This window comes from Rothia sp. HMSC066H02, from assembly GCF_001814995.1.
Classification (GTDB): Bacteria; Actinomycetota; Actinomycetes; order Actinomycetales; family Micrococcaceae; genus Rothia; species Rothia mucilaginosa.
This window is the reverse complement of sequence record NZ_KV818673.1, coordinates 81999-105453: the sequence shown is the minus strand read 5'-3', so window position 1 is coordinate 105453 and position 23455 is coordinate 81999. Positions and strand designations below refer to the sequence as shown.

Below are 23455 nucleotides of genomic sequence, written 5' to 3'. Positions count from 1 at the left end.
CCGCAAGTCTTTGTGATGCATCATGCACCTCAAATTGCGGGGGTACAGCAGAAGATTACTTCAGAGCGTCGAGGATGCGCTCGGTGACTTCAGCAATCTCGCCGAGGCCGTTAACTTCCTTGACGATGCCGCGTTCGCGGTAGATTGCGATCAGCGGTGCGGTTTCTTCTTCGTAGACCTTCAGGCGGTGACGGATGACCTCTTCGTTGTCATCGGTGCGACCCTGCTCTGCTGCGCGGTTGAGCAGACGCTCGACGAGTTCGTCGTTGTCTGCAACCAGCAGGAGAACGCGGTCGATCTTCTCGCCCTTGGCTTCGAGGATGGAGTCCAGCTCGTGCACCTGGGAGGTGTTGCGGGGGTAGCCATCGAGCAGGAAGCCGTTGACGACGTCGCCCTCCTCCAGGCGTGCGCGCACCATGTTGTTGGTGACGGAGTCGGGAACCAGGTTGCCGGAGTCGATGTACGACTTCGCTTCCTTGCCCAGCTCAGTCTCTTCCTTGATGTTCTTGCGGAAGATATCACCGGTAGAAATCGCGGGAATCTTCAGTGCTTCAGCGATCTTGACGGCCTGGGTGCCCTTACCTGCACCGGGAGGGCCGACGATGAGCAGACGGTTCATCGGAGCAGTCCTTCGTAGTTTCGTTGTTGGAGCTGAGCATTGATCTGCTTGAGAGTATCAAGACCAACACCCACCACGATCAGCAGCGAGGCGCCGCCGAACGGGAAATTCTGGTTTGCGTTGAATAGGATAAGCGCTACCAGGGGAATCATGGAAATTACACCCAGGTAAAGTGCGCCAGGCAACGTAATTCGGTTGAGTACGTAGCTGAGGTAACGCTCGGTGGGCTTACCGGCACGGATACCGGGGATGAAGCCACCGTACTTCTTCATATTGTCCGCTACTTCTACCGGGTCGAAGGTGACCGCCACGTAGAAGTACGCGAAGCCAATAATCATAAAGAAGTAGAGAGCAATGTACAGCGGGTGATCGCCGCGCACCAGGTATGCGTTAATCCAGTTAACCCAGTCCGGCGGAGTGGATCCGTCGGTGGGGGTGTTGAACTGGGCGATCAGACCGGGCAGGGTCAGCAGGGAGGAAGCGAAGATCAGCGGGATCACGCCTGCCATGTTGACCTTCAGCGGAATGTAGGTGCTGGTGCCACCAATGGTGCGTCGACCAATCATGCGCTTTGCGTACTGCACGGGAATACGGCGAACGGACTGCTCCACGTAGACCACAGCGAGCATGACCAGCAGGCCAATGCCGCAGACAGCTGCGAAGATACCCCAACCGTGGGTGCGCTGGATAGAGCCCAGAGCGCTCGGGAAGGAAGAAGCAATGGAGGTGAAGATCAGCAGGGACATGCCGTTGCCGACGCCACGCTCGGTAATCTGCTCACCCATCCACATGATGACGGTAGTACCCGCACACAGGGTGACGATGATCAGCAGGATGTGCAGTACGTCGTCCTGGGGGATGATGCCGGGGCAGTTGCCCAGCAGAACGCCGGAGCGTGCCATCGAGACGATGGTGGTTGCGTTCAGCAGAGCAAGAGCGATGGTCAGGTAGCGGGTGTACTGGGTGAGCTTTGCCTGACCCTGCGCGCCTTCATCGTGCAGCTCCTGGAATCGCGGAATGACCACGCGCAGCAGCTGGATGATAATGGACGCGGTAATGTACGGCATCACGCCGAGGGCAAAGATCGAAAGCTGCAGCAGTGCGCCACCGCTGAAGAGGTTGACGATATCGTAGACGCCACCGCTCGTAACATTGGCGTTCAGACACTGCTGTACATTTCCGTAGGAAACGCCTGGCGCGGGGATGAAAGTGCCCACGCGGTACAGCACAATCATTGCCAGGGTAAACAGCAGCTTACGCCGCAAATCGGCGGTCTTAACGACTCGCCCGAATGCGCTCAGCACATGTCCTCCTGTAAGTCTATGGGGCGCCCATCCCTCTCAAAGAGTTTTAGGGCGCAGTAAACACATCTTCCAGTCTATCGTGTTTGGAGCGGGTAACGATAACTCCCTAGCAGATTATGTAGCTTTTATATTCTCTTAGCGTGATTTTTGAACATTAAATGTGGTGCGCACCAAGCGTTCAAATATACGTATATAGGAATATAAGCTCGTTGTGCCTCTTTTCGAGCAGCAAAAAGCCCCCGCCGTACAGTGTACGGACGGGGGCTTTCTCGTCTTGAAGACTACTTAACGGTTACAGAACCGCCAGCGGCCTCGATCTTCTCGATAGCGGAAGCCGATGCCTTGTCGACAACAACGTTCACCTTGACGGAGATTTCGCCGTTGCCCAGAACCTTCACGAGCTCGTTCTTGCGAACGGCACCCTTAGCAACCAGTGCCTCGACGGTGACGTCGCCACCGTTGGGGAACAGTTCCTGGATGCGGTCCAGGTTAACAACCTGGTACTCGGTGCGGAAGGGGTTCTTGAAGCCGCGCAGCTTCGGCAGGCGCATGTGCAGCGGCAGCTGGCCGCCTTCGAAGCCTGCACGAACCTGGTAACGTGCCTTGGTACCCTTGGTACCGCGACCTGCGGTCTTACCCTTGGAGCCTTCACCGCGGCCAACGCGGGTCTTTGCCTTGTGGGCACCCGGTGCCGGGCGCAGATCGTGAATCTTGATAGCTTCTGCCATCTTTACTTGACCTCCTCAACCTTCACCAGGTGAGCAACGGTGTTAACCATGCCAACGGTGACGGGGTCAGCAGTGCGGACTACCTTGTTGCCGGGGCGCTTGAGGCCCAGGGAACGCAGGGTGTCGCGCATGTTCTGCTTCTGACCAACATAGGACTTGACCTGGGTGATTTCCAGCTTTGCGTCGCTGGGCTGAATACGCTTGGCCATTACTACGCACCTGCCTTTTCAGACTTGGTGTTGCGCAGGTAGCTGGGGATAACCTCATCGGTGGGCAGGCCACGGCGGGCTGCCACTGCCAGGGGCTCCTCGAGCTCCTTGAGTGCTGCAACAGTTGCGTGAACGATGTTGATCTGGTTCGAGGAACCGAGCGACTTGGACAGCACATCGTGAATGCCTGCGCACTCGAGTACTGCACGCACGGGGCCACCTGCGATAACACCGGTACCAGCGGTTGCCGGACGGAGCATCACAACGCCTGCAGCTGCTTCACCCTGCACACGGTGCGGGATGGTGCGGCCTTCGACGCGGGGAACGCGGAAGAAGTTCTTCTTTGCTTCCTCGACACCCTTGGAGATTGCTGCGGGAACTTCCTTAGCCTTACCGTAGCCAACGCCGACCAGGCCGTTACCGTCACCAACGACGACCAGTGCGGTGAAGCTGAAGCGACGACCACCCTTGACGACCTTGGAAACGCGGTTGATGGTCACAACGCGCTCGATGTACTTGTCCTTCTCCTCCTCGCGAGCGCGGTTGTTACGGCGCTCACCACGGCCACGACGCTCGCCGCGGTTGTTGCGGCGCTCCTCGCGCTGGTTGGAGGTCTCAGCGGTTTCAGCTACTACTGCTTCGCTCACCTGAGTTTCCTTTACGTTCTGCTCGCTCATTAGAGTGCAAGACCTCCCTCGCGTGCACCGTCAGCAACGGCTGCAACACGGCCGTGGTACTTGTTACCACCGCGGTCGAACACGACTGCCTCAACACCAGCTGCCTTGGCGCGCTCTGCAACGAGCTCACCAACGCGCTTTGCCTTAGCGGTCTTGTCCAGGTCAGCTGCACGCAGCTCTGCTTCCATGGTGGAAGCGGATGCCAGGGTTACGCCCTTGACATCGTCGATAACCTGAACGAACATGTGACGGGTCGAACGGGTGACGCACAGGCGCGGACGCGCAGCGGTACCCGAAACGTACTTGCGGATGCGAGCGTGACGACGTGCACGCTGCGCTGCCTTCGACTTGATAGCCATGTTTACTTACCAGCCTTTCCGACCTTGCGGCGGATGTGCTCACCTGCGTAGCGAACACCCTTACCCTTGTAGGGATCGGGCTTACGCAGACCACGAATGTTTGCTGCAACCTGACCAACGAGCTGCTTGTCGATACCCGACACGGTCAGCTTGTTAGCACCCTCCACTGCGAAGGTAATACCCTCGGGAGCGGTGATGTTGATCGGGTGGGAGTAGCCCAGAGCGAACTCCAGGTCGTTACCCTTCGGGGTCACACGGTAACCGGTACCAACGATTTCCAGCTTCTTCTCGTAGCCGGAGGTAACGCCGATAATCAGGTTCTGAATCAGGGTACGAGTCAGACCGTGCAGCGAGCGAGACAGGCGCTCGTCGTTCGGACGAGATACAACGATCTCGTTTTCGTTCAGAGCCACGGTGATGGGGGAAGCTACCTTGTGGGAGAGCTCGCCCTTCGGGCCCTTAACGGTGACCAGGTTGCCATCGACCTTAACCTCAACGCCGGCGGGAACCGAGATGGGGAGACGTCCAATACGTGACATTATTCTCTTCCTTTCTCTTCTAACCGACTACCAGATGTAAGCGATGACTTCGCCGCCCACGCCCTTCTTCGCTGCCTGCTTGTCAGTGAGCAGACCCGAAGAGGTGGACAGGATTGCGATGCCGAGGCCACCCAGAACCTGGGGCAGGTTGGTGGACTTTGCGTAGGTACGCAGGCCCGGCTTGGAAATACGACGCACGCCAGCGATGGAACGCTCGCGGGACGGACCGTACTTGAGGACGAGGGTCAGGGTCTTGCCGACCTTTGCATCCTCAACCTTCACGTCGGCGATGTAGCCCTCAGCCTTCAGGATCTCTGCAATGCGAGCCTTCAGCTTGGAGTAGGGCATGGATACGGTGTCGTGGTATGCGGAGTTTGCGTTACGCAAACGGGTCAGCATATCTGCGACCGGATCAGTCATAGTCATTGTGGGCTTTAGCCCTTCCTCGTTGTGGTTTCCCTACCCCGCGGTAACGGGGTCTGGACCTACAACGTAGTCGTTAGTTGGTCTTGAACGGGAAGCCCAGTGCCTTCAGGATTGCACGGCCTTCTTCGTCGGTCTTCGCGGAGGTCACCACGGTGATGTCCATACCACGCACGCGGTCGATCGAGTCCTGATCGATTTCGTGGAACATGGACTGCTCGGTCAGACCGAAGGTGTAGTTACCGTTACCGTCGAACTGGCGGTCCGAGAGGCCGCGGAAGTCGCGGATTCGGGGCAGTGCCAGGGTGACGAGGCGGTCCAGGAATTCCCACATGCGGTCGCCACGCAGGGTGACGTGTGCACCAATGGGCATACCTTCGCGCAGCTTGAACTGTGCGATGGACTTCTTAGCGCGGGTAACAATCGGCTTCTGACCGGTGATTGCGGTGAGATCGCGGATTGCGCCGTCCATGAGCTTTGCGTCGCGAGCTGCCTCGCCGACACCCATGTTTACGACGACCTTAACGATCTTCGGGGTCTGCATGACGTTCTCGTACTTGAACTCTTCCTGCAGAGCGGGAACGACGACCTCAGCGTACTTGGTCTTGAAGCGGGGGGTGATCTTGGTTTCGGTCATTAGATGTCCTTACCCGAACGCTTAGCAACGCGCACGCGAACGGTGCGCTCCTTGCCGTCACGCTCTACAGTCTCGAGGCGGAAACCAACACGGGTCGGCTTCTTGGTCTCGGGGTCAACAATCGCAACGTTAGAAACGTGGATCGGTGCCTCAACCTTCTGAATGCCGCCTGCTGCGCCGGTCAGGGGGTTAGCCTTGGTGTGCTTGGTGACGACCTTGACGCCCTCAACAATCACGCGGTTTTCCTTGGGGAGAACCTTCAGAACCTTGCCCTGCTTGCCCTTATCTGCACCGGAAATAACCTGAACCAGGTCGCCGGACTTGATCTTAGCCATGAATTAGAGCACCTCCGGAGCCAGCGAAACGATCTTCATGAACTTCTTGTCGCGAAGTTCACGACCCACGGGGCCGAAGATACGGGTACCACGGGGATCACCATCAGTGTTCTTCAGAATCACTGCGGAGTTCTCGTCGAACTTGATGTAGGAGCCGTCGGGACGACGGGTTTCCTTCTTGGTGCGGACGACGACTGCCTTGACAACGTCACCCTTCTTTACGGTACCGCCGGGGATTGCATCCTTGACGGTTGCGACAATGATGTCGCCAATGCCTGCGTAGCGACGCGAGGAACCACCGAGAACACGGATGGTCAGGATTTCCTTCGCACCAGTGTTGTCGGCGACCTTCAGTCGCGACTCCTGCTGAATCATATTTCTCCTGTCGTCTCGCCGGTTCCGACTCGCTTTAGGCGCGAGCCAGCCTTGCGGAACATTTTTACGGGATTGGTTGACGCCCCGGGCCCCATCTCTGTGGAAGGGGTTAGCGGAAACGCCTGGGGCAAACCCATGCCAGAAGCATTTGGACCCGCGTGAAGCGGGCGTATCCACCCGTAAGTAGCGGCATTATGCACTGGCACGAGAAGCCCGTGGTTGTGCGGCTATTTGGATACAGCCACACAGTCTTAACACTGTACAGGAAGCAGGTATCTAGCGCAAGGGCTTGTTAACTATGATTTCGGTCTCCACCACCCTATTCACCAAGACAATGCATGTATCGGAGACCAAAAACCTCATACCCCACATCAATACCGAGCGAGAAGGCGGCTTATTTGACACTTAAAGCAGGAGGCCCCTTCGTGTAGTTCCTGACGCATAAGAAACTGAAGGGGCCTCGAGAAATCTACCAAACAATGTGTCAAACAAGGATGGTAGATATTTATATTTTACTACGCTTTAATGCTCCTCCACGACAGACTTGCCGCGGCCTAGCGATAGGATTACCCAGTCCTACTCCCCCACCCCGCTAGTGCGCGCACAGGGGGTAGAGAGCGACAGTGACTATTTTGGGTATACCAACTGCTCTTCACTCTGCAGCTATGACATATATACTTTCGCGATACCATCACGAACGATAGCGCGAGGAGTTTCTCCGGGGCGAGACTCTTCCGCCGCCTCATAGTATTCACCGGAGTGCGCATCCAGCACGTAGGAAACCTCAGCTGCAGGGTAATCCCCCGCCTTGTCGATAGCAATGACGCTCCCGTCCTTCAGCAGGACCTGGTGATTAATACGGGTTGGGGCTACCTGCAGAGTCTCAACAATGGTTCGATTGAGCGTGTTAACGACGGTAACAGTTCCGCCGCCAGCAGCGGCTGAGTCTCCCTTGCCCCCAAAATCGGCAACATAGAGCAGCTGGCGTTCTGCATCGAGCAAGATATCGGTGGGCATTTTGCCGAATGGAAGATAAGCGAGGTGTTCACCCTCAAAACTCAGAACATATAGACCGCCGTTTTTACCCTCGCGCCCCTGTGCAGAGACATACAGTTCGCCGCGCGTTGAATCAATCTCTACACCGTGAATACCGATTAGAGCATTGGCATCTTCCCCGCCAGTTACGGGCAGCCTACGTACGAGTCCCCAGCTGTTCATGTCCACAACCCAGATTTCATCTCGCATAATATTCGGGATGTACAGGCGGCTACGAGCTTCATCAGCTACGGGCCCTAGTAGCATAGCGGGACCGTCCCCTTGAAGAGAGCTAACCGCACGTTCTCCTTCTTCATTAGGTGCAGAGATTACCTGGTAACCACCCATTCCGGTCACGAGTACGGCACCGCTGGGTGCAACGTATAGCTCACGCGGAATTAGCATCTCCACTCCTAGAGCGAGAGAATCCCATACGAGCGCTAGGTCTTTTTGGGAGTATGCGGATACCGAGTTTGTGCGGGTTCCTCCGGTCCAGAGAAGCTCCCGCTCGTTGTCTGCTGCTAGACCGTAGGCAGCCTGGATTTGGAAGAGGTTCTCTAACCCGGGGTTATTTTCCGGGATAGCAGGCAGAACAGCCGTCTTCTCAATCTGCAGGGTATCTGCGTTTATGCGTGCGATTGTTGCACAGAGAGTACCGTGGGTCTTCGTGTGATTAAAGCTTCCGCTTATAAAAAGAACGTTCTCTTCGGGGTTGTATGCCACTTGATACTGCCCAGCAAGCCCCGCAGAACGATCCACGGAAAAACGGTTGGCATCCAGGGTGCTCTTCTGTTCTTCTCCTGAGGCTGAGGGAACCATAAATATCTCCAGAGTTGTGTAGGTTGGAGGCTAGCTCACCTCATATTTTGCGGGCTTAGCATCCGGAGCTTTCCGTTATATATCTTACGCTTCACCCTCCACTTTGAGACTTTTCTGGTGTAGTCCATGCGCTGCGCCATTCGTAGTCAAGGCATCCTATATCAGCACTACGCAACGCTCTCCTCCAGACCTTGAGCGGGGTGGGTTTATTCATTAAAAGCTACGCAGTATACATATAATTAGCACAAAATACATCTATCTAGAGATAATGATAGATTATAGAATCTATAAGCTTATCCTTAGGCACCTAGAGCCATGGATTTCGTAATATTTCGTCACTTCTGAGCCCCTCAAAGCAGTGTCCTGAAAAAATCTGCTTAAAAATTTAGAAATTAAAGCTTGTTTTTTCAAAAATCAAGTTTTTTGGTAATAAACGCGCTTCAAGGTGCGAAAATCAGCGAGATGTACCATAATAGAAGAGACGCATGCGTCAAACAAGAGGTTCGGTCCTTATCGGACAGATTTCTTGGGTCCCTTTTTCCTCGCTAATCCGTTTGTCTAGGGACCGAACCTCGCTTTGACACTAAACCCGCACTTCGGTGCGGGTTTTCTTCGTATTTGAGGCGCTAGAACCCTACATTTCATTCTTTGGAGCTGTTAACTCGTCAAATAAGGGCGGGCGAGTATTGAGGGATACCTCGCCCTGCGCCGCTTCTCTCGTACCCTCCCCTATTGCTACTTCTACCCCACCAGGTCTAGGTCTTCCGACTAAATACGGGCATATGGGCACATTGAAAGGGGCGGTACCCATCACTTCGATGGGTACCGCCCCTTTCAATGTGTATCGGCAGTTTCAGAGTGTCAATCGGGTTCTTGAATATCTAGTAGATCCCGCTCTGCCTCTTTAGCTACTACCGTGCGGTAGTATCGTGGGCTGCCGTGGGGTACGGACTATGCCTTGCGGCGACGTGCTACCAGCACAGTTGCACCGATAACCAGAGCAAGAACGCCGATTCCAGCTGCAACGACAACGCCCGAAGCACCGGTGTTAGCCAGCGAAGACTTCGAGGTGCTCGAGGCGGTGGAGCCGTTGTTGGAAGAGGTAACGTTCTGCGACGAAGATCCGGAGGTCTTCGGGGCGGTGCTGTCCTTCTTCTGGGTCTCGGAGTTCAAAGAATCCACGGGAGCCTTGGACTGGTCCTTAGCGTTTTCCTTTACCTGTTCCTTGGAATCTGCAGGTGCAGACGGAGCAGCAGAGGGGTTAGTTACAGGTGCGTTAGCCGACTCGGATGCCTTCGGCTCCGATACCTTAGGTGCAGGTGCCTGGTTTTCAACGCTGAAGGTGTACTCTACGGCGACGCCACCACGTGCGTTATCGTTCTCTGCCAGGGAACCGGAGAGCAGGTAGATAGCAACGCTATCGCCGGTCTTCAGTTCTTCAGTCAGGTTAGAGTTTGCCACGGTGGGGCGGTCGATGGTTGCGGTGAAGTTACCATTTTCGTCCGCCTTGATGTATGCCCAGATGCCTGCGCTATTGCCTTCAACGCCTTCGAGCTTGGGCTCTTCCTTCGCGGAAATAGCGCCCTTGTTCAGCTTGACCGCGATAACGGAGCCCTTACCGTCCAGAGTCTTGAAGCCTTCACCGCGGAAGGTCAGCTTCTGGCCGTCCCAGGTCTTGGGGAAGTAGACCTTAGCGCCGTCCTTGTACTCGTGCACAACCTCATTGGAATTTGCGCTTTCGGAGGGTGCCGGGGTGCTCGGCTCGGGCTTAGCAGACTCGCTCGGAGCCGGAGTAGTCGGCTCAGGCTTAGCAGACTCGCTCGGAGCCGGAGTGGGCTCGTTGCCATCAGGCAGGCTCAGCTTAGTACCGGCGGGGTAAGTGGTAGTCACGCCAGAGGGAGCAGCAGCGACCTGGGTAGTTTCTGCCGGTGCGCAGGTCGCAGCGGTGTCTGCCTTCTTCTCTGCAACAGTTGCGGAGAGCGCTTCACCACCACGTGCGGTATCGCCTTCAACCATGGAGCCGGAGAGCAGGAAGACAGATACCTTATCGCCGCTCTTCAGGTTTTCCTTCAGGTTGGAGTTTTCAGTGGTCGGGTACGGCAGCTCAGCGGTGAAGTTACCGTTCTCATCTGCTTGGATGTACGCCCAGACGCCGGCGCTGTTGCCCTCAGCACCGTTGAGCTTCGGCTCTTCCTTCGCGGAGATGCGGCCCTTGTTCAGCTTGACTGCGAGTACGGAGCCCTTTGAACCGTCCTGAGTCTTGAAACCTTCGCCACGCAGCTTCAGGGTTTCACCGGTGGTCCAGTCCTTCACGGCGTAGAGCTTAGCGCCGTCGGCGTAGGTCTTCACCAGTTCTTCAGAAGAAGTCTGTGCAGCAGGCTTCGCGCTGGTTTCAACAGTGGTGTTGATCTTCACCATGACACCGGGAGTGATCGGGGAATCCGCGTTGTCCTTACCCTTGGGCTCGGTGCTAGAGGTGCGGTATTCGCCGGTGGTCTTATCGATGGTGTAGTCGGTTTCGATAGCGGATGCGCCTTCAATGCTGCGTGCTACAGCGTATGCACTGCCGTCTGCGGTGACCAGAACATCATTTGCGCCGCTGGTCGCACCGGTAGACACCTGAGAAACAACGGTGCCGGTTCGTGCATCAACAACACCGACGTTGCCGGTACCGTAATCGGTCACGTACAGCAGGTCACGGGCTTCGTCGGAGGCGAGGGCGAGGGCCTGGTTGCCGAAAGGAATGGTCTTCTTGTAGGCACCAGTTTCCAGGTCGTAGACGGTGATACCGGAGTTAGTGCCCTTACGGTCACCCTGGGTGCTGACGTAGATTTCCTTCAGGGACTTGTCGATAGTGACGTCCGAGGGGTTCAGAGCAGCTTCAGCATTTTCCTTGTGCAGCTGAATGGTCTTCTCGACTTCGTAGCTCTTGGTGTCGATCACCTTCACGGTGCCGGCACTCAGGGAGGGTGCGTAGAGCTTGCCATCAGCGGAGTCTACGTGCATGTTCATTGCGATGTCAGATTCACCCTTGGCATCAGTGAATTCAATCTTCTTAACCAGGGCGTGCAGGGTGGTGTCGAAGACACTAATGCCGCCCGAGCCAGATACAAAGACCTTGCCGCTAGAGGGGTCGATGCGTACCTCGCGGGGGTGGTTGACGTCGCCTTCTGCACTACTCCAGATAATCTTGTTGGTCGCGGGATCGAAGACAGATACCTTGTTGACGCGGGTCTGGGTCACCCATACGTATCCGGTTGCTTCGTCGTAGGCGATACCGTAGGGAGATTCGATCTGCTTACCGGTCGGTGCGGTGGCGCCACGTGCGGTGAAGTCGGTGGTCGGGAATTGGTAGACAGTAGTGAGGTTCGGGTTGGATGCTACGTTCCAGGTGCCGACACCACCGGTCAGAATCGGCGGGCGTCCGGAAGAGAAGGAAGTGTAGAGGGAGGAGGTTGCTGCCGAGTATGCCAGCTGGTACTGGCCGGGCAGGCCCTGGTACTGGGTAGCGCTCACTGCGATGTGGCGGCATTCCTCAGCAGAGGTCTGGGAGTTCCCGCCGGGGACAGAAGCAGAGACGTTTGCCGCAAAGGTAGCGGGAACCGCAGCGAAAGAACCTGCGACTACGGAAAGCGCGCCAGCAATGGCGAGCAGCTTACGTGAGGGCTTGGGTGAAGAAGTCATGGTAATCCTCGATGATGTGTAGTGGTACTTCTCCAAAGGTCGTGCAACCTCCGGAAGATGCGAAGCCACCCTGCCAATTATTAGGCAAGGTTATACTAAGCAACTATAAAGTTGATGATAAGTGTCTTATCAGTTAGTTTTCAAGCAGCTTTTTTCGGCGTCCACGCTTCTCATAACTCTTTTAGCCGCTGTCGCTGTCCTCCAAAAGTCCCGAATACACGCTCTACTAGGGGATTTCCTCCTCCGTTTCAAGCTACGTGGGCCTCTGATACCGTTATGCGGGAAAAGTGACCACTTTTCTGTGTGACATCTTCAAAAGTTTTATGACAAATATTTATTCGGCCTTTTATGACCTCTATCGTTAATTCTGTAGCTCATGGAACTCCCCGCTGAGTTCTCCCGTATAGAGGTTAAACGCAAAGAACCCCTCTCCTACCGAAGTAGGAGAGGGGTTCTTTTACTGCTCTAGCAGAGAGTCATTAGAGGGCTTACTTAGCCTTCTCGATGATCTCCACGATACGCCAGCGCTTGGAAGCGGACAGCGGACGGGTCTCTGCAATCAGAACGAGGTCACCGATGCCAGCAGCGTTCTGCTCATCGTGTGCCTTGATCTTGGAGCTACGGCGAACGACCTTGCCGTACAGTGCGTGCTTCACGCGGTCCTCGACCTCGACGACAACGGTCTTGTCCATCTTGTCGGAGACAACGTAGCCGCGGCGGGTCTTGCGGTAGCCGCGCTCTTCGTTCTTTACTTCACTCACTTGGACTCACCTTCAGTTGCGGGACGAATACCGAGCTCGCGCTCACGCAGCACGGTGTAGATACGTGCGATGTCGCGCTTGATAGTGCGGCGACGACCTGCGTTAGCCTGACCGGTGACTTCCTGGAAGCGGATGTTGAAGAGTTCCTTCTTCGCTTCGCTCAGCTTTGCAGCCAGCTCTTCGTTGGAGAGCTCTGCGAGCTTATCGATGCTCAGGTCCTTGGATCCTACTGCCATCTCGCTTATTCACCACCTTCGCGGCGACGCACAACACGTGCCTTCATCGGGAGCTTGTGGATTGCCAGGCGCATTGCCTCGCGAGCCACTTCTTCGGACACACCGGAGAGTTCAAACATGACTCGACCCGGCTTGACATTTGCGACCCACCACTCGGGCGAACCCTTACCGGAACCCATACGGGTTTCAGCGGGCTTCTTGGTCAGCGGACGGTCGGGATAAATGTTGATCCAGACCTTACCGCCACGCTTGATGTGACGGGTCATTGCGATACGTGCAGCCTCAATCTGGCGGTTGGTCACGTATGCGGGCGACAGGGCCTGAATGCCCCACTCACCGAAGCTAACCTCGGTGCCGCCCTTTGCGAGACCACTACGCTTGGGGTGGTGCTGCTTGCGGTACTTTACTCGACGGGGAATAAGCATTTATGCCTCACCGTTCTCTGCAGTCTTGGCCTCGACCTTTGCCGAAGCGTTCTCGTTGCGGCGCTCGCGACGAGGACCACGGTTGCCCTGGCGGCGGCGGTCACCATCGCGGCGGTTGCCACGGCGGTTGTTTGCTGCCTGCTGAGCTGCCAGCTCCTTGTCGGTCAGGTCGCCCTTGTAGATCCAGACCTTCACGCCGATGCGACCGAAGGTGGTCTTAGCCTCGAAGAAGCCGTAGTCGATGTTCGCACGCAGGGTGTGCAGGGGCACACGACCTTCGCGGTAGAACTCGGAACGGGACATTTCAGCGCCACCCAGACGGCCGGAGCACTGGATACGGATACCCTTTGCGCCTGCACGCTGTGCGGACTGGATTGCCTTCTTCATTGCACGGCGGAATGCAACACGCGATGCGAGCTGCTCTGCGATGCTCTGTGCAACCAGCTGAGCGGAGAGGTCGGGGTTAGCAACCTCGAGGATGTTCAGCTGAATCTGCTTGTTGGTGAGCTTCTCGAGCTCGCCGCGGATGCGGTCTGCTTCTGCGCCACGGCGGCCAATCACGATACCGGGACGAGCGGTGTGGATGTCCACACGCACGCGGTCACGGGTACGCTCGATCTCGACCTTTGCAACGCCTGCGCGATCCAGGTTCTTTGCCAGCAGCTCGCGGATCTTTACGTCCTCGCGGACGAAGTCAGCGTAACGCTCGCCGGGCTTGTTGGAATCAGCGAACCACTTGGAGACGTGGTCAGTGGTGATGCCCAGTCGGAAACCGTTCGGGTGAATTTTCTGACCCATTTAGCGGTCCTCCTCCTTCTCCGGGGTAGCAACTACCACGGTGATGTGGCTGGTGCGCTTGTTGATTCGGTATGCGCGACCCTGAGCGCGGGGCTGAATGCGCTTCATGGTCGGGCCCTCGTTCACGAATGCTTCGCTGATGAACAGCTCTTCCTCGCGGAAGGGCAGACCCTGCTGGGTTGCCTTCTGACGAGCGTTAGCTACTGCCGAAGCAACGATCTTGTATACCGGTTCCGAAGCTGCCTGGGGGGCGAACTTCAGAATCGCCAGAGCCTCTTCCGCCTGCTTACCACGGATCAGGTTGACGACACGGCGGGCCTTCATAGGCGTAACGCGAACGAAACGCGCTGATGCCTTGGCTTCCATTGCCTATCTCTCTTTCGTCTATTGCCGAAAGGGAAACGTTAGCTTATCGGTGTGAACCGATTAGCGACGCTTGCCCTTACGGTCGTCCTTCACGTGGCTGCGGAAAGTGCGGGTCGGAGCAAACTCACCGAGCTTGTGACCAACCATCGACTCGGTGATGAACACCGGCACGTGCTTGCGACCGTCGTACACTGCGATGGTGTGACCGAGCATGTCGGGGATAATCATCGAGCGACGCGACCAAGTCTTGATTACGTTCTTGGTGCCCTTCTCGTTCTGAGCTGCAACCTTCAGGTAGAGGTGCTGATCAACGAAAGGGCCCTTCTTCAAACTACGAGGCATGTTTCAGGCTCCTTAGCGCTTCTTGCCAGTACGACGGCGACGAACGATGAGCTTGTCGCTTTCCTTGTTGGGACGGCGGGTACGACCCTCGGGCTTACCGTTGGGGTTAACCGGGTGACGACCACCGGAGGTCTTACCTTCACCACCACCGTGCGGGTGGTCAACCGGGTTCATGACCACACCACGAACGGTCGGGCGGATGCCCTTCCAGCGGTTACGGCCTGCCTTACCCCAGTTGATGTTGGACTGCTCAGCGTTGCCAACTTCACCAACGGTTGCGCGGCAGCGAACATCCACGTTGCGGATTTCGCCGGAGGGCAGACGGAGCTGACCGTACTTACCTTCCTTAGCAACCAGCTGTACAGAAGCACCTGCGGAACGAGCCAGCTTTGCGCCGCCACCGGGGCGGAGCTCGACACAGTGAATCACGGTACCAACGGGGATGTTGCGCAGGGGCAGGTTGTTACCGGGCTTGATGTCAGCTGCGGGGCCGGACTCGACGATGTCGCCCTGAGCGAGCTTGTTCGGAGCGATGATGTAGCGCTTGGAACCATCGAAGTAGTGCAGCAGCGCGATGCGAGCGGTACGGTTGGGATCGTACTCGATGTGTGCAACGCGTGCGTTAACGCCGTCCTTGTCGTGACGACGGAAGTCGATCAGACGGTACTGGCGCTTGTGGCCGCCACCCTTGTGACGGGTGGTGATGCGGCCGGTGTTGTTACGGCCGCCGGTCTTGTGAAGCGGACGAAGCAGGGACTTTTCCGGGGTGGAGCGGGTGATCTCGGAGAAATCAGCAACGCTCGAACCGCGGCGACCCGGGGTCGTCGGCTTGTACTTACGAATACCCATTTAGATATTTCTTCCTTCGTTAAAGTGGTCTCCGCGGGGCTTATGCCTGCGGACCGCCGAAGATGTCGATGGTGCCTTCCTTGAGGGTCACAATCGCACGCTTGGTGTTCTTGCGAGCGCCCCAACCGAAACGGGTGCGCTTGCGCTTGCCCTGACGGTTGATGGTGTTGACGGAAGCAACCTTGACGTCAAAGATCTTCTCGATGGCCTGCTTGATTTCCATCTTGTTGGAATCGGTAGCGACCTCGAAGGTGTATTTACCTTCGTCGAGCTGACCGTAGCTCTTCTCGGAAACGACGGGAGCGATGATCACGTCGTATACAGACTTGGTGGAAACGCTCATTACTTAGCGCCCTCCTTCTTCTGAGCTGCAGCAACGAATGCGTCGAATGCTGCCTTGGTGAAGACCACGTCGTCAGAAACCAGCACATCGTAGGTGTTGAGCTGGTCTGCGTACAGAACGTGGACGTTCTCCAGGTTACGTGCGGACAGAGCCACAACGTCCTCTGCACGAGCAATCACAAGAAGAATGTTCTTGCGCTCGGTGATAGCTGCGAATGCAGCCTTTGCAGCCTTGGTCGAGGGGGTTTCACCGGAGATGAAGTTCTCGACAACGTGGACGCGGTCGTGACGAGCGCGATCGGAGAGAGCACCGCGCAGTGCAGCGGCGATCATCTTCTTGGGGGTGCGCTGTGCGTAGTTACGCGGGGTCGGACCGTGAACAACGCCACCGCCGGTCATGTGCGGTGCACGGATGGAGCCCTGACGTGCGTTACCGGTACCCTTCTGCTTGAAGGGCTTACGGCCTGCACCGGAAACCTCGCCGCGGTTCTTGGTCTTGTGGGTGCCCTGGCGTGCAGCAGCGAGCTGTGCAACGACAACCTGGTGCAGCAGGGGCACGGATGCCTGCGCGTCGAAAATCTCTGCGGGCAGGTCTACCTTAAGGGTCTTAACAGCCATGATGTATTAGGCTCCCTTCACAGCGGTACGAACCAGAACAACGCCGCCCTTGGGACCGGGGATTGCGCCCTTGATCAGCAGGACATTGTTCTCTGCGTCCACACCCTGGATAGTCAGGTTCAAGGTAGTGTGACGTGCTGCGCCCATACGGCCAGCCATGCGCATACCCTTGAACACGCGTGCGGGGTAGGATGCGCCACCGATGGAACCGGGCTTACGGTGGTTCTTGTGCTGACCGTGAGACGCGCCAACACCCTTGAAGCCGTGACGCTTCATAACACCTGCGAAGCCCTTACCCTTGGTCTTACCAACGACGTCGACCTTCTGGCCTGCTTCGAAGAGCTCAACGGTCAGTTCCTGACCGAGGGAATACTCAGAAGCATCTGCGGTACGCAGCTCGACGATGTGGCGACGGGGGGTAACACCGGCCTTCTCGAAGTGACCAGCCAGGGGCTTGGTAACCTTGCGAGAGTCGATTGCACCGAAACCGATCTGAACAGCTTCGTAGCCGTCAGTTTCCTGGTTACGGATCTGGGTAACAACGTTAGAATCAGCCTTGACGACGGTGACGGGCACGAACTTGCCGTCCTCGTCCCAGACCTGGGTCATGCCGAGCTTGGTGCCCAGCAGGCCCTTCACCTGGCGCTCGAATTTGTTAGTCATTAGATGCGATCCTCTACAGCTTGATCTCGATGTTTACGTCTGCCGGCAGGTCGAGACGCATGAGGGCATCAACAGCCTTGGGGGTCGGATCAACAACGTCGATCAGACGCTTGTGCGTACGCATCTCGAAGTGCTCGCGGCTGTCCTTGTACTTGTGGGGAGAACGAATAACACAGTAAACGTTCTTCTCGGTCGGCAGCGGCACGGGGCCAACTACAGTTGCGCCTGCGCCCTTTACCGTTTCGACGATTTTCCGTGCCGAAGAATCGATGACCTCGTGGTCATAGGACTTCAGACGGATGCGGATTTTCTGTCCCGCCATCTGTCGGACTCTCTTTCTTGATGTATTCCCTGTATCGGAGCTTTTGCCCCTTTGTTATAGCGCTTAAGGAACGCGATATATTCATCACGTGCGCCACTCAGAACGGACTGAATCCGGCTTTGCCGGGTTCCTCACCCCGCCTGAGTACCGACCCCCGAACTCGGGCGTGTCGCCTATTTTCTAGACAGACTCATCCCGTCATCCTTCGGACCGGGTCATACGTGGGCCTACCTTTAGTGCAGGTAGACGCTTTGACAACGTCGTCAATTCTCTCAGAGATAGAGCGCTTACGCAATACAAACACGAGTTAAGTGCTTAAGAACACTTAACTGCCTCTGTCAATCTGAGGATACTCCCGCGATGTAACTCTCAGGGAGCTTTCAATCTATTTTCAGTAAGTTCCATGCGCTTTATTGCTCGTAATAAAGCTTTTAGGTCTAAAGACTCTCGTATCGTAGAAGTATCACTACAGCCTAAGGAGAAACCATGTCTCAGCCGACACAACCTCATCAGGCATCCTCTAGCTCTCACTCTTCATCTCAGAGCCCTCAGCATGTCCAGCCGCAAGGTCTCGGTCTGTACGTTCCCCCGTCCCTGTCGGGTCCGTATCCTCAGCCTCCTGCGCAGCGCCGTCGGGTCAATGAGGATATCTTCCTCAATATTGTTCTGTACATCGGTTCGCTCCTGCTCATCGGTGCTGCGGGTCTTTTTGTCACCTCGGTGACGTCTTCTCAGGATGAAACGGCTATCTTCCGTGTCCTTGCAATGGCGCTTGGAGCAGTCGTCTTCTACGGAGCTGGTCTGCTCACCTACCGTTTCGTGGAGCGCCTACGTATCGCTTCCTACTCTTTTGCAGCAACCGGTCTTGCGTTTATTCCTCTGACTGGCGTTGCTATCTATGTCCTCGAGATTTGGACTGAAGGACGCTACATCTGGCTTCTTACGTCTCTGGTTGGCACTGCAGCCATTGTTGGAGCCTGTACCCTCATGCGTAACCGCGTGATGGCGTACCTGCTGATTTCGTTCATTGTTTCGGACTCGTTGGCGGCTACGAAGGTAGCGGCTCTGCCTTTCGTTTGGTATTTCGTTTCGCTGACTGCTGTTGCCACCGTTCTGGGTTTGGTTGTGCATTTTGCCCCGAATGCTGCTCCAAAGGGCATCCGCGAAGGTCTTGTTGATTCTTCCCGTATTTTTGTTCCGGCTACTGCCATCGCTATTTTCTTCTTCACCAACGATCTGAGCTACACGGATGCGGGTATTGCGTTTGCAGTCATGTCTGTGCATGCCATTCTTTTCACGTGGCTGAACGGCACGGCAGATTACTACGCCCAGGCACGCATCTACCCAATTGCGTCTGTTCTCTCCTTCATCATGGACTCGGATCACGGCCCGTGGTTCCCCAGCATTTTTTTCGTCTCGGTTCTGGTTGTTAACCTGATTTCTGCCTACGTATTTATTCCTCGTCTGCAGAAGACTATTGCTGGTTCTGCTCCTGCTACTGGTGAACAGCCCGAGCAGGTGCAAAACACCCCGGCTATCCCCTGGGCGAAGGAAGCTCCTCACCATCCCGCTCACAAGATGGAGTGGTTGCCGGCAATTGACGCATGCGTCGGCGTGTTCTTCTCCTTCTTCGCTCTCATTGACGCCTTCTTCACTGCTCATGCTGCCGATAGTCCTGTATACGCAACGCGCTGGAGCGCTTTCCTCCCCTATGCAGAAGGCAATCAAGGTATCTTCCCTGCCCCCTGGGTTATTGGTGTCCTCTGCATTGTGAGTTTCTTGTTGTACCGCAAGGCAATCCAGCCTCTGCTACTCATGAGTTTTGTAGCGCTCATTCCAGTTGTTGGCATGTACGCCTCCCCCGGCAATCAGGGCACTTTCTACCTCTTCTTTACCGCGGCAGTAGTCATCTATCTGGTCAGCGCTAAGGCCCCCGAGGCACGTACCGCGGGAGCGGTACTGAGCAACATCGGTTATGCCATTGGTATGATTCAGCTCTTCCTCGCTCTCATTCCTGAGATGCAGACTTCTGAGTCGCTTTTGATGTTTGCGTTGGTCTGCGCCGCTATTGCGCTACTGACTTTTGTCCTCTCTCAGGGCGTTGCAGCGCAGAACGCAAGCTACCGTCTTGTAGAGATGTCGGTCTACCTCTTCTTGGGCGTTTTTGCTCTCTTCGTCGGGTACGTAGCTAACCATGCTGATGGCGGAGCGCATGGCCGATTCTGGATTGGTTTCCCTCTCTTCTCGGGTGCCGTCCTCTTCTTGAGCGTGCTGGGCGCTCTTATTCTGGCTCGCGCGTTGCGACTTTCGGACGTTGGATCCTTCCGCTCCACGCTTGTCATGTTTGTCCGTATCGCGTTCTACTCGACTCTGCTTATCGCGACGATTGGCTCGCGACACTACCTGCTGTACGACTTGCAGAAGGAGTACATTGCTGTAGCGTTGCCGGCGCTCCTGACCGTCGTCTACGGTGCGCTTGGTTTCTTTATGCCGGCTGGCTCTTCGATTCGTTCGGAGCTACTCACCGTTGCACGATTCCCCATCTGCTGGTCGGTCATTCTGCTCGCTATCAGCGGCAATATGAAGGAATCGCTCGTAGACTTCCTCGTACTTGCCCTGCTGGCGGTTCAGGCACTGTGTAGCGTGCTACTCTACGCGTACTCCAAGCGAAACTACGAGGCATACGCGGCAGCGATTTTCTTCACTCTTGGTTCTATCCTGAGCGCAGGCCGTTTCATTGGCGACTTTGATAATCTTCTGTTCGCAGTAGCAACTCCGATGGTCTTCATCGCTGTATGGGTGCTTGCGCTCATCTTCAAGGTTCCCCGCATGCAGATTGGCGCATCCATTAGTATCACGACTTTCTGCATCGGTTCCCTGTGGAATCTTTTCAACACGAGGGAAAGCACAATGGTGATGACTCTTCTGGGCTACTACGCTCTGATTGCCGTCGTTATCCTATTCGTTCTGAAGGTCATGCTCCCGGTTGAGGTCTTCGGTGTGAACGCAAATGTTCGTCCTCGCATTGCTGTCCCGGTCGGTAATACGATGGTTGATTTGCCGATGCACGGCCCGCTGGGTGCCCCCTACGCGCGTTTCATGTCTCGCCGCCCCCTGAGCCAGGGCATCTATGCACCGGTCAATACGCTGCTGATGATTCCCGCTCTGGCGGTGCTGGGATTCTACACTTTCGTTGGGCTGGCTTTTGAGCCCAAGCAGGTAGAACTCAACGCACTTCTCTGGGGTCTTGGCGCTCTGTCTTTCGTGTCTGTCACCAAGGCGAAGAACCTGCCGACCGTCTGCACTACGGCGTTCAGCCTCTTCATCGCCCGTCTGGTCATTGATTACTCGAAGTCCAATCCTCTGAGCGTCATTCTTGAGGTTGCTCTCCTGATTCTGCTGGCCGTTGTGGCAGCCAAGGTTCTCAAGAACTTCATCGCAAAGAGGCCTGTAGACGAGCAGGTATCGGATTCTCCTCTGTACTGGGCTTTGGGCCTGCAGGTGTTCCTCACTCTGGTAACGTGGGCAGTTCCCGCTGACGGTCCGGATATCGTAGTGCTGGTACTCGGCATTGCCCTGACTCTCCTGAGCGCTCTGCTGCTCGACCGAGTCTGGACCTATATTGCAACCGCCCTGGTCACCCTCGATCTGGCAATTTTGCTCAACGGTCTGAACCCGCTGACCCTGCTGATTATCTCTATTCTGCTCATCGCAGGCGTTATCTGGCGTCTGCTGGTGCGACAGAACAAGCAGGATGCAGTCGCTCCGCACCAGGATTCTGAGCAGCTCGGGAACTTCCCGCACACTCAAGATCAGCCGGGTATGCATCCCCAGGGCAACGTCCAGATGCAGCAGCCCCCGACTCCTCAGCAGGGCTACCAGCCTCGCCACGAGGAAAACCTCTAGCGATCAGCACACATAGGTTCTATTCCTACGGCATTCTGTAGTAGGATTAGCTATGTCCCTTCCGAGGGGCAGTCATTCGAATTGCGGTTCCCAGCCTTCGGGCTGGGAACCGTTTTTCTTTACTCTCAAGCAGCCAGCTTTAGTTTTTCTCCACACCAAGAAAACAGCTCTGGTTCTTCGCTTCTCAGATCCCCTTCACCCGCTCAGTTTGTGCTCTCCAAGAGCGCTTGTACGGTGCCTGATTCACATATATTAGGGGCTAGTGTTCCTCTACGCGGAGGAGCCCCGTGGAGCTTCGCAATACGAGGGAAATGAGAAGATTCGCTGCGGGGCTTGTAACTGCAGCCCCGGCGCCGGAGCGCAGGGCCACAGGAGGCCTTTGATAAGCTCCTCAGAAGAAAGATCAGCTGTACAGCATAGGTTGCTCTCGCAACCCTTAATTTTGGCGTTTTCTACCGTGACTTTCGGGGCTGTACTCTCTAGCTCCTCGCATAGGCTCTCAGAGGCTCTCAGAAGCCGCTTAACGTCCATGACCGCTGTTGTTGTAGGGTTCCGCTGAGAAAAGGTAGACAGAGCTTCAGCTTCCCCACTTCTTCAAAAGGGCATAACAAAAGGACCCCCGCAGATGCGGGGGTCCTTGAGTATCGCTACCTGATGGAGAGTTACCTCTCCGGCAGATCTTTAGCGAATTGTCGTAAATTTACGGCAATTACTTGATGATCTTGGTAACACGACCCGAACCAACGGTGCGGCCACCCTCACGGATAGCGAAGCCGAGGCCCTCTTCCATTGCGATTTCCTGGATCAGGGTAACGGTCATCTCGGTGTTGTCACCGGGCATAACCATCTCGGTGCCCTCGGGGAGGGTGATAACGCCGGTCACGTCAGTGGTACGGAAGTAGAACTGAGGACGGTAGTTGGAGTAGAAGGGGTTGTGACGGCCACCCTCATCCTTGGAGAGGATGTAGACGTTTGCCTCGAACTCGGTGTGGGGGGTGATGGAGCCCGGCTCCACGACAACCTGACCACGCTCAACATCGTCACGCTTCAGACCACGCAGCAGCAGACCACAGTTCTCGCCTGCCCATGCTTCGTCGAGCTGCTTGTGGAACATCTCGATACCGGTAACGGTGGTCTTCTGGATCGGGCGGATACCGACGATCTCGACCTCGGAGTTGATCTTCAGGGTACCGCGCTCTGCACGACCGGTAACAACGGTGCCACGACCGGTGATGGTGAAGACGTCCTCGATGGGCATGAGGAAGGGCTTGTCCTTCTCACGCACGGGGTCCGGAATGTAGGTGTCGACTGCGTCCATGAGCTCCTCGACCTTAGCAACCCACTCGGGATCGCCTTCGAGAGCCTTCAGTGCGGAAACGCGAACAACGGGAGCGTTGTCGCCGTCGAACTCCTGCGAGGAGAGAAGGTCACGGACCTCCATCTCGACGAGGTCGAGGAGCTCTTCGTCGTCAACCATGTCTGCCTTGTTCAGTGCAACCAGCAGGGTGGGGACGCCAACCTGGCGAGCGAGCAGAACGTGCTCGCGGGTCTGTGCCATGGGGCCGTCGGTAGCTGCAACCACGAGGATTGCGCCGTCCATCTGAGCCGCACCGGTAATCATGTTCTTGACGTAGTCAGCGTGGCCGGGAGCGTCAACGTGTGCGTAGTGGCGCTTCTCGGTCTGGTACTCGATGTGAGCAATGTTAATGGTAATACCGCGCTGGCGCTCCTCGGGAGCGGAGTCGATCATACCGAAGTCGCGCTTCTCGTTCAGGTCCGGGTACTTGTCAGCCAGAACCTTGGAGATTGCTGCGGTCAGGGTGGTCTTACCGTGGTCAACGTGACCAATGGTACCGACGTTAACGTGAGGCTTGGAGCGCTCGAACTTAGCCTTAGCCAAGAGTGTTCCTCCTAGAACGATTGAAAACATGCACGCGGATCTTCGCTCCGGCGCATCCCGTTATAAAACGGTCTAGCGTCTACAATAGCGGATTACGCCGCAGAGATGAAACTGTTCATGCTCTCAATAATGGATTTAATTGAAAATTTTAGCGTGGGCCACAGGTTTTTAGCCCGTGGCCCAC

The 23455-nt window shown here is 56.2% G+C and carries 26 protein-coding genes; 1 reads left to right on the top strand and 25 read right to left on the bottom strand.

Annotation, left to right across the window (positions count from 1 at the left end; translation table 11 throughout):
* Window positions 1–55: 55 nt before the first annotated feature.
* From HMPREF2999_RS03165 to rpsJ, 24 genes are all read right to left on the bottom strand, one after another.
* Window positions 56–619, bottom strand: a complete 564-nt coding sequence (locus HMPREF2999_RS03165) for an adenylate kinase (RefSeq protein WP_049327567.1) — start codon at window positions 617–619, stop codon at window positions 56–58.
* Window positions 616–1923: a preprotein translocase subunit SecY gene (gene secY / locus HMPREF2999_RS03160; protein ID WP_005505014.1), complete on the bottom strand. Its 1308-nt coding sequence runs from the start codon at window positions 1921–1923 to the stop codon at window positions 616–618. Before secY ends, HMPREF2999_RS03165 begins: the two co-directional genes overlap by 4 nt.
* Before the next feature lie 281 nt (window positions 1924–2204).
* Window positions 2205–2651, bottom strand: a complete 447-nt coding sequence (gene rplO, locus HMPREF2999_RS03155) for a 50S ribosomal protein L15 (protein ID WP_005505008.1) — start codon at window positions 2649–2651, stop codon at window positions 2205–2207.
* 2 nt (window positions 2652–2653) lie between these two features.
* Window positions 2654–2860 carry a 50S ribosomal protein L30 gene (gene rpmD, locus HMPREF2999_RS03150; RefSeq protein ID WP_004005265.1) on the bottom strand — a complete coding sequence of 69 codons (207 nt, stop codon included), beginning with the start codon at window positions 2858–2860 and terminating at the stop codon, window positions 2654–2656.
* Between the two features lie 2 nt (window positions 2861–2862).
* On the bottom strand, window positions 2863–3507 hold the full coding sequence (gene rpsE / locus HMPREF2999_RS03145; protein ID WP_192832243.1) for a 30S ribosomal protein S5: 645 nt from the start codon (window positions 3505–3507) through the stop codon (window positions 2863–2865).
* A 29-nt stretch (window positions 3508–3536) separates the two neighbouring features.
* Window positions 3537–3896 carry a 50S ribosomal protein L18 gene (gene rplR, locus HMPREF2999_RS03140; RefSeq protein WP_005505006.1) on the bottom strand — a complete coding sequence of 120 codons (360 nt, stop codon included), beginning with the start codon at window positions 3894–3896 and terminating at the stop codon, window positions 3537–3539.
* A 2-nt stretch (window positions 3897–3898) separates the two neighbouring features.
* Window positions 3899–4435: a 50S ribosomal protein L6 gene (gene rplF / locus HMPREF2999_RS03135; protein ID WP_005505004.1), complete on the bottom strand. Its 537-nt coding sequence runs from the start codon at window positions 4433–4435 to the stop codon at window positions 3899–3901.
* 27 nt (window positions 4436–4462) lie between these two features.
* Window positions 4463–4861 carry a 30S ribosomal protein S8 gene (gene rpsH, locus HMPREF2999_RS03130; protein ID WP_005505003.1) on the bottom strand — a complete coding sequence of 133 codons (399 nt, stop codon included), beginning with the start codon at window positions 4859–4861 and terminating at the stop codon, window positions 4463–4465.
* A gap of 73 nt (window positions 4862–4934) precedes the next feature.
* Window positions 4935–5495 (bottom strand): 50S ribosomal protein L5, encoded by a 561-nt coding sequence (gene rplE / locus HMPREF2999_RS03125; protein ID WP_005505001.1) that lies wholly within the window; start codon window positions 5493–5495, stop codon window positions 4935–4937.
* Window positions 5495–5830, bottom strand: coding sequence for a 50S ribosomal protein L24 (rplX, locus tag HMPREF2999_RS03120; protein ID WP_005504988.1), 336 nt, complete (start codon window positions 5828–5830; stop codon window positions 5495–5497). Before rplX ends, rplE begins: the two co-directional genes overlap by 1 nt.
* Window positions 5831–5833: 3 nt before the next feature.
* Window positions 5834–6205: a 50S ribosomal protein L14 gene (rplN, locus tag HMPREF2999_RS03115; protein WP_005504986.1), complete on the bottom strand. Its 372-nt coding sequence runs from the start codon at window positions 6203–6205 to the stop codon at window positions 5834–5836.
* Window positions 6206–6868: 663 nt separating this feature from the next.
* A complete protein-coding gene (locus HMPREF2999_RS03110; protein WP_070675883.1) occupies window positions 6869–8059 on the bottom strand; it encodes a YncE family protein in 1191 nt (396 codons plus the stop codon).
* Window positions 8060–9010: 951 nt separating this feature from the next.
* Window positions 9011–11743, bottom strand: coding sequence for an LPXTG cell wall anchor domain-containing protein (locus HMPREF2999_RS03105; RefSeq protein ID WP_070697707.1), 2733 nt, complete (start codon window positions 11741–11743; stop codon window positions 9011–9013).
* A gap of 488 nt (window positions 11744–12231) precedes the next feature.
* A complete protein-coding gene (gene rpsQ / locus HMPREF2999_RS03100; protein WP_005504980.1) occupies window positions 12232–12504 on the bottom strand; it encodes a 30S ribosomal protein S17 in 273 nt (90 codons plus the stop codon).
* Window positions 12501–12740, bottom strand: coding sequence for a 50S ribosomal protein L29 (gene rpmC, locus HMPREF2999_RS03095; RefSeq protein ID WP_005504969.1), 240 nt, complete (start codon window positions 12738–12740; stop codon window positions 12501–12503). The genes rpsQ and rpmC overlap by 4 nt, the downstream gene beginning before the upstream one ends.
* Window positions 12741–12745: 5 nt before the next feature.
* Window positions 12746–13165 (bottom strand): 50S ribosomal protein L16, encoded by a 420-nt coding sequence (gene rplP, locus HMPREF2999_RS03090; RefSeq protein ID WP_005504968.1) that lies wholly within the window; start codon window positions 13163–13165, stop codon window positions 12746–12748.
* Window positions 13166–13963, bottom strand: a complete 798-nt coding sequence (rpsC, locus tag HMPREF2999_RS03085; protein ID WP_005504966.1) for a 30S ribosomal protein S3 — start codon at window positions 13961–13963, stop codon at window positions 13166–13168.
* Window positions 13964–14329: a 50S ribosomal protein L22 gene (rplV, locus tag HMPREF2999_RS03080; RefSeq protein ID WP_005504964.1), complete on the bottom strand. Its 366-nt coding sequence runs from the start codon at window positions 14327–14329 to the stop codon at window positions 13964–13966.
* A 60-nt stretch (window positions 14330–14389) separates the two neighbouring features.
* Window positions 14390–14671 carry a 30S ribosomal protein S19 gene (rpsS, locus tag HMPREF2999_RS03075; protein WP_004005282.1) on the bottom strand — a complete coding sequence of 94 codons (282 nt, stop codon included), beginning with the start codon at window positions 14669–14671 and terminating at the stop codon, window positions 14390–14392.
* A gap of 12 nt (window positions 14672–14683) precedes the next feature.
* Window positions 14684–15520 carry a 50S ribosomal protein L2 gene (gene rplB / locus HMPREF2999_RS03070; protein ID WP_005504961.1) on the bottom strand — a complete coding sequence of 279 codons (837 nt, stop codon included), beginning with the start codon at window positions 15518–15520 and terminating at the stop codon, window positions 14684–14686.
* Window positions 15521–15560: 40 nt separating this feature from the next.
* Entirely contained in the window at window positions 15561–15863 is a 303-nt protein-coding gene (gene rplW, locus HMPREF2999_RS03065; RefSeq protein WP_070675887.1) for a 50S ribosomal protein L23, read from the bottom strand.
* Window positions 15863–16480 (bottom strand): 50S ribosomal protein L4, encoded by a 618-nt coding sequence (gene rplD, locus HMPREF2999_RS03060; protein WP_005504957.1) that lies wholly within the window; start codon window positions 16478–16480, stop codon window positions 15863–15865. The genes rplW and rplD overlap by 1 nt, the downstream gene beginning before the upstream one ends.
* A 6-nt stretch (window positions 16481–16486) precedes the next feature.
* Window positions 16487–17143 carry a 50S ribosomal protein L3 gene (rplC, locus tag HMPREF2999_RS03055; protein ID WP_005504955.1) on the bottom strand — a complete coding sequence of 219 codons (657 nt, stop codon included), beginning with the start codon at window positions 17141–17143 and terminating at the stop codon, window positions 16487–16489.
* 13 nt (window positions 17144–17156) lie between these two features.
* Entirely contained in the window at window positions 17157–17465 is a 309-nt protein-coding gene (rpsJ, locus tag HMPREF2999_RS03050; RefSeq protein WP_004005287.1) for a 30S ribosomal protein S10, read from the bottom strand.
* Between the two features lie 486 nt (window positions 17466–17951).
* Between rpsJ and HMPREF2999_RS03045 the strand changes: the two genes are divergently transcribed.
* Complete coding sequence (locus tag HMPREF2999_RS03045) at window positions 17952–21371, top strand: Fe2+/Zn2+ uptake regulation protein (RefSeq protein WP_070675889.1); 3420 nt, start codon at window positions 17952–17954, stop codon at window positions 21369–21371.
* Window positions 21372–22080: 709 nt separating this feature from the next.
* On the opposite strand, the gene tuf is transcribed toward HMPREF2999_RS03045, so the two are convergent.
* A complete protein-coding gene (gene tuf, locus HMPREF2999_RS03040) occupies window positions 22081–23271 on the bottom strand; it encodes an elongation factor Tu (protein WP_005504946.1) in 1191 nt (396 codons plus the stop codon).
* Window positions 23272–23455 lie beyond the last annotated feature (184 nt).

Coding starts and splice junctions, on each gene's coding strand:
- rplV (WP_005504964.1), bottom strand. CDS start 14,329: ATGGAAGCCAAGGCATCAGCGCGTTTCGTTCGCGTTACGCCTATGAAG.
- rplR (WP_005505006.1), bottom strand. CDS start 3,896: ATGGCTATCAAGTCGAAGGCAGCGCAGCGTGCACGTCGTCACGCTCGC.
- HMPREF2999_RS03105 (WP_070697707.1), bottom strand. CDS start 11,743: ATGACTTCTTCACCCAAGCCCTCACGTAAGCTGCTCGCCATTGCTGGC.
- rplD (WP_005504957.1), bottom strand. CDS start 16,480: ATGGCTGTTAAGACCCTTAAGGTAGACCTGCCCGCAGAGATTTTCGAC.
- rpsH (WP_005505003.1), bottom strand. CDS start 4,861: ATGACTATGACTGATCCGGTCGCAGATATGCTGACCCGTTTGCGTAAC.
- rpmC (WP_005504969.1), bottom strand. CDS start 12,740: ATGGCAGTAGGATCCAAGGACCTGAGCATCGATAAGCTCGCAGAGCTC.
- rplB (WP_005504961.1), bottom strand. CDS start 15,520: ATGGGTATTCGTAAGTACAAGCCGACGACCCCGGGTCGCCGCGGTTCG.
- HMPREF2999_RS03045 (WP_070675889.1), top strand. CDS start 17,952: ATGTCTCAGCCGACACAACCTCATCAGGCATCCTCTAGCTCTCACTCT.
- rplC (WP_005504955.1), bottom strand. CDS start 17,143: ATGACTAACAAATTCGAGCGCCAGGTGAAGGGCCTGCTGGGCACCAAG.
- rplP (WP_005504968.1), bottom strand. CDS start 13,165: ATGCTTATTCCCCGTCGAGTAAAGTACCGCAAGCAGCACCACCCCAAG.
- rpmD (WP_004005265.1), bottom strand. CDS start 2,860: ATGGCCAAGCGTATTCAGCCCAGCGACGCAAAGCTGGAAATCACCCAG.
- rplO (WP_005505008.1), bottom strand. CDS start 2,651: ATGGCAGAAGCTATCAAGATTCACGATCTGCGCCCGGCACCGGGTGCC.
- HMPREF2999_RS03165 (WP_049327567.1), bottom strand. CDS start 619: ATGAACCGTCTGCTCATCGTCGGCCCTCCCGGTGCAGGTAAGGGCACC.
- rplF (WP_005505004.1), bottom strand. CDS start 4,435: ATGTCACGTATTGGACGTCTCCCCATCTCGGTTCCCGCCGGCGTTGAG.
- rpsS (WP_004005282.1), bottom strand. CDS start 14,671: ATGCCTCGTAGTTTGAAGAAGGGCCCTTTCGTTGATCAGCACCTCTAC.
- rplE (WP_005505001.1), bottom strand. CDS start 5,495: ATGACCGAAACCAAGATCACCCCCCGCTTCAAGACCAAGTACGCTGAG.
- HMPREF2999_RS03110 (WP_070675883.1), bottom strand. CDS start 8,059: ATGGTTCCCTCAGCCTCAGGAGAAGAACAGAAGAGCACCCTGGATGCC.
- rpsC (WP_005504966.1), bottom strand. CDS start 13,963: ATGGGTCAGAAAATTCACCCGAACGGTTTCCGACTGGGCATCACCACT.
- rplW (WP_070675887.1), bottom strand. CDS start 15,863: ATGAGCGTTTCCACCAAGTCTGTATACGACGTGATCATCGCTCCCGTC.
- rpsJ (WP_004005287.1), bottom strand. CDS start 17,465: ATGGCGGGACAGAAAATCCGCATCCGTCTGAAGTCCTATGACCACGAG.
- rplX (WP_005504988.1), bottom strand. CDS start 5,830: ATGGCTAAGATCAAGTCCGGCGACCTGGTTCAGGTTATTTCCGGTGCA.
- rplN (WP_005504986.1), bottom strand. CDS start 6,205: ATGATTCAGCAGGAGTCGCGACTGAAGGTCGCCGACAACACTGGTGCG.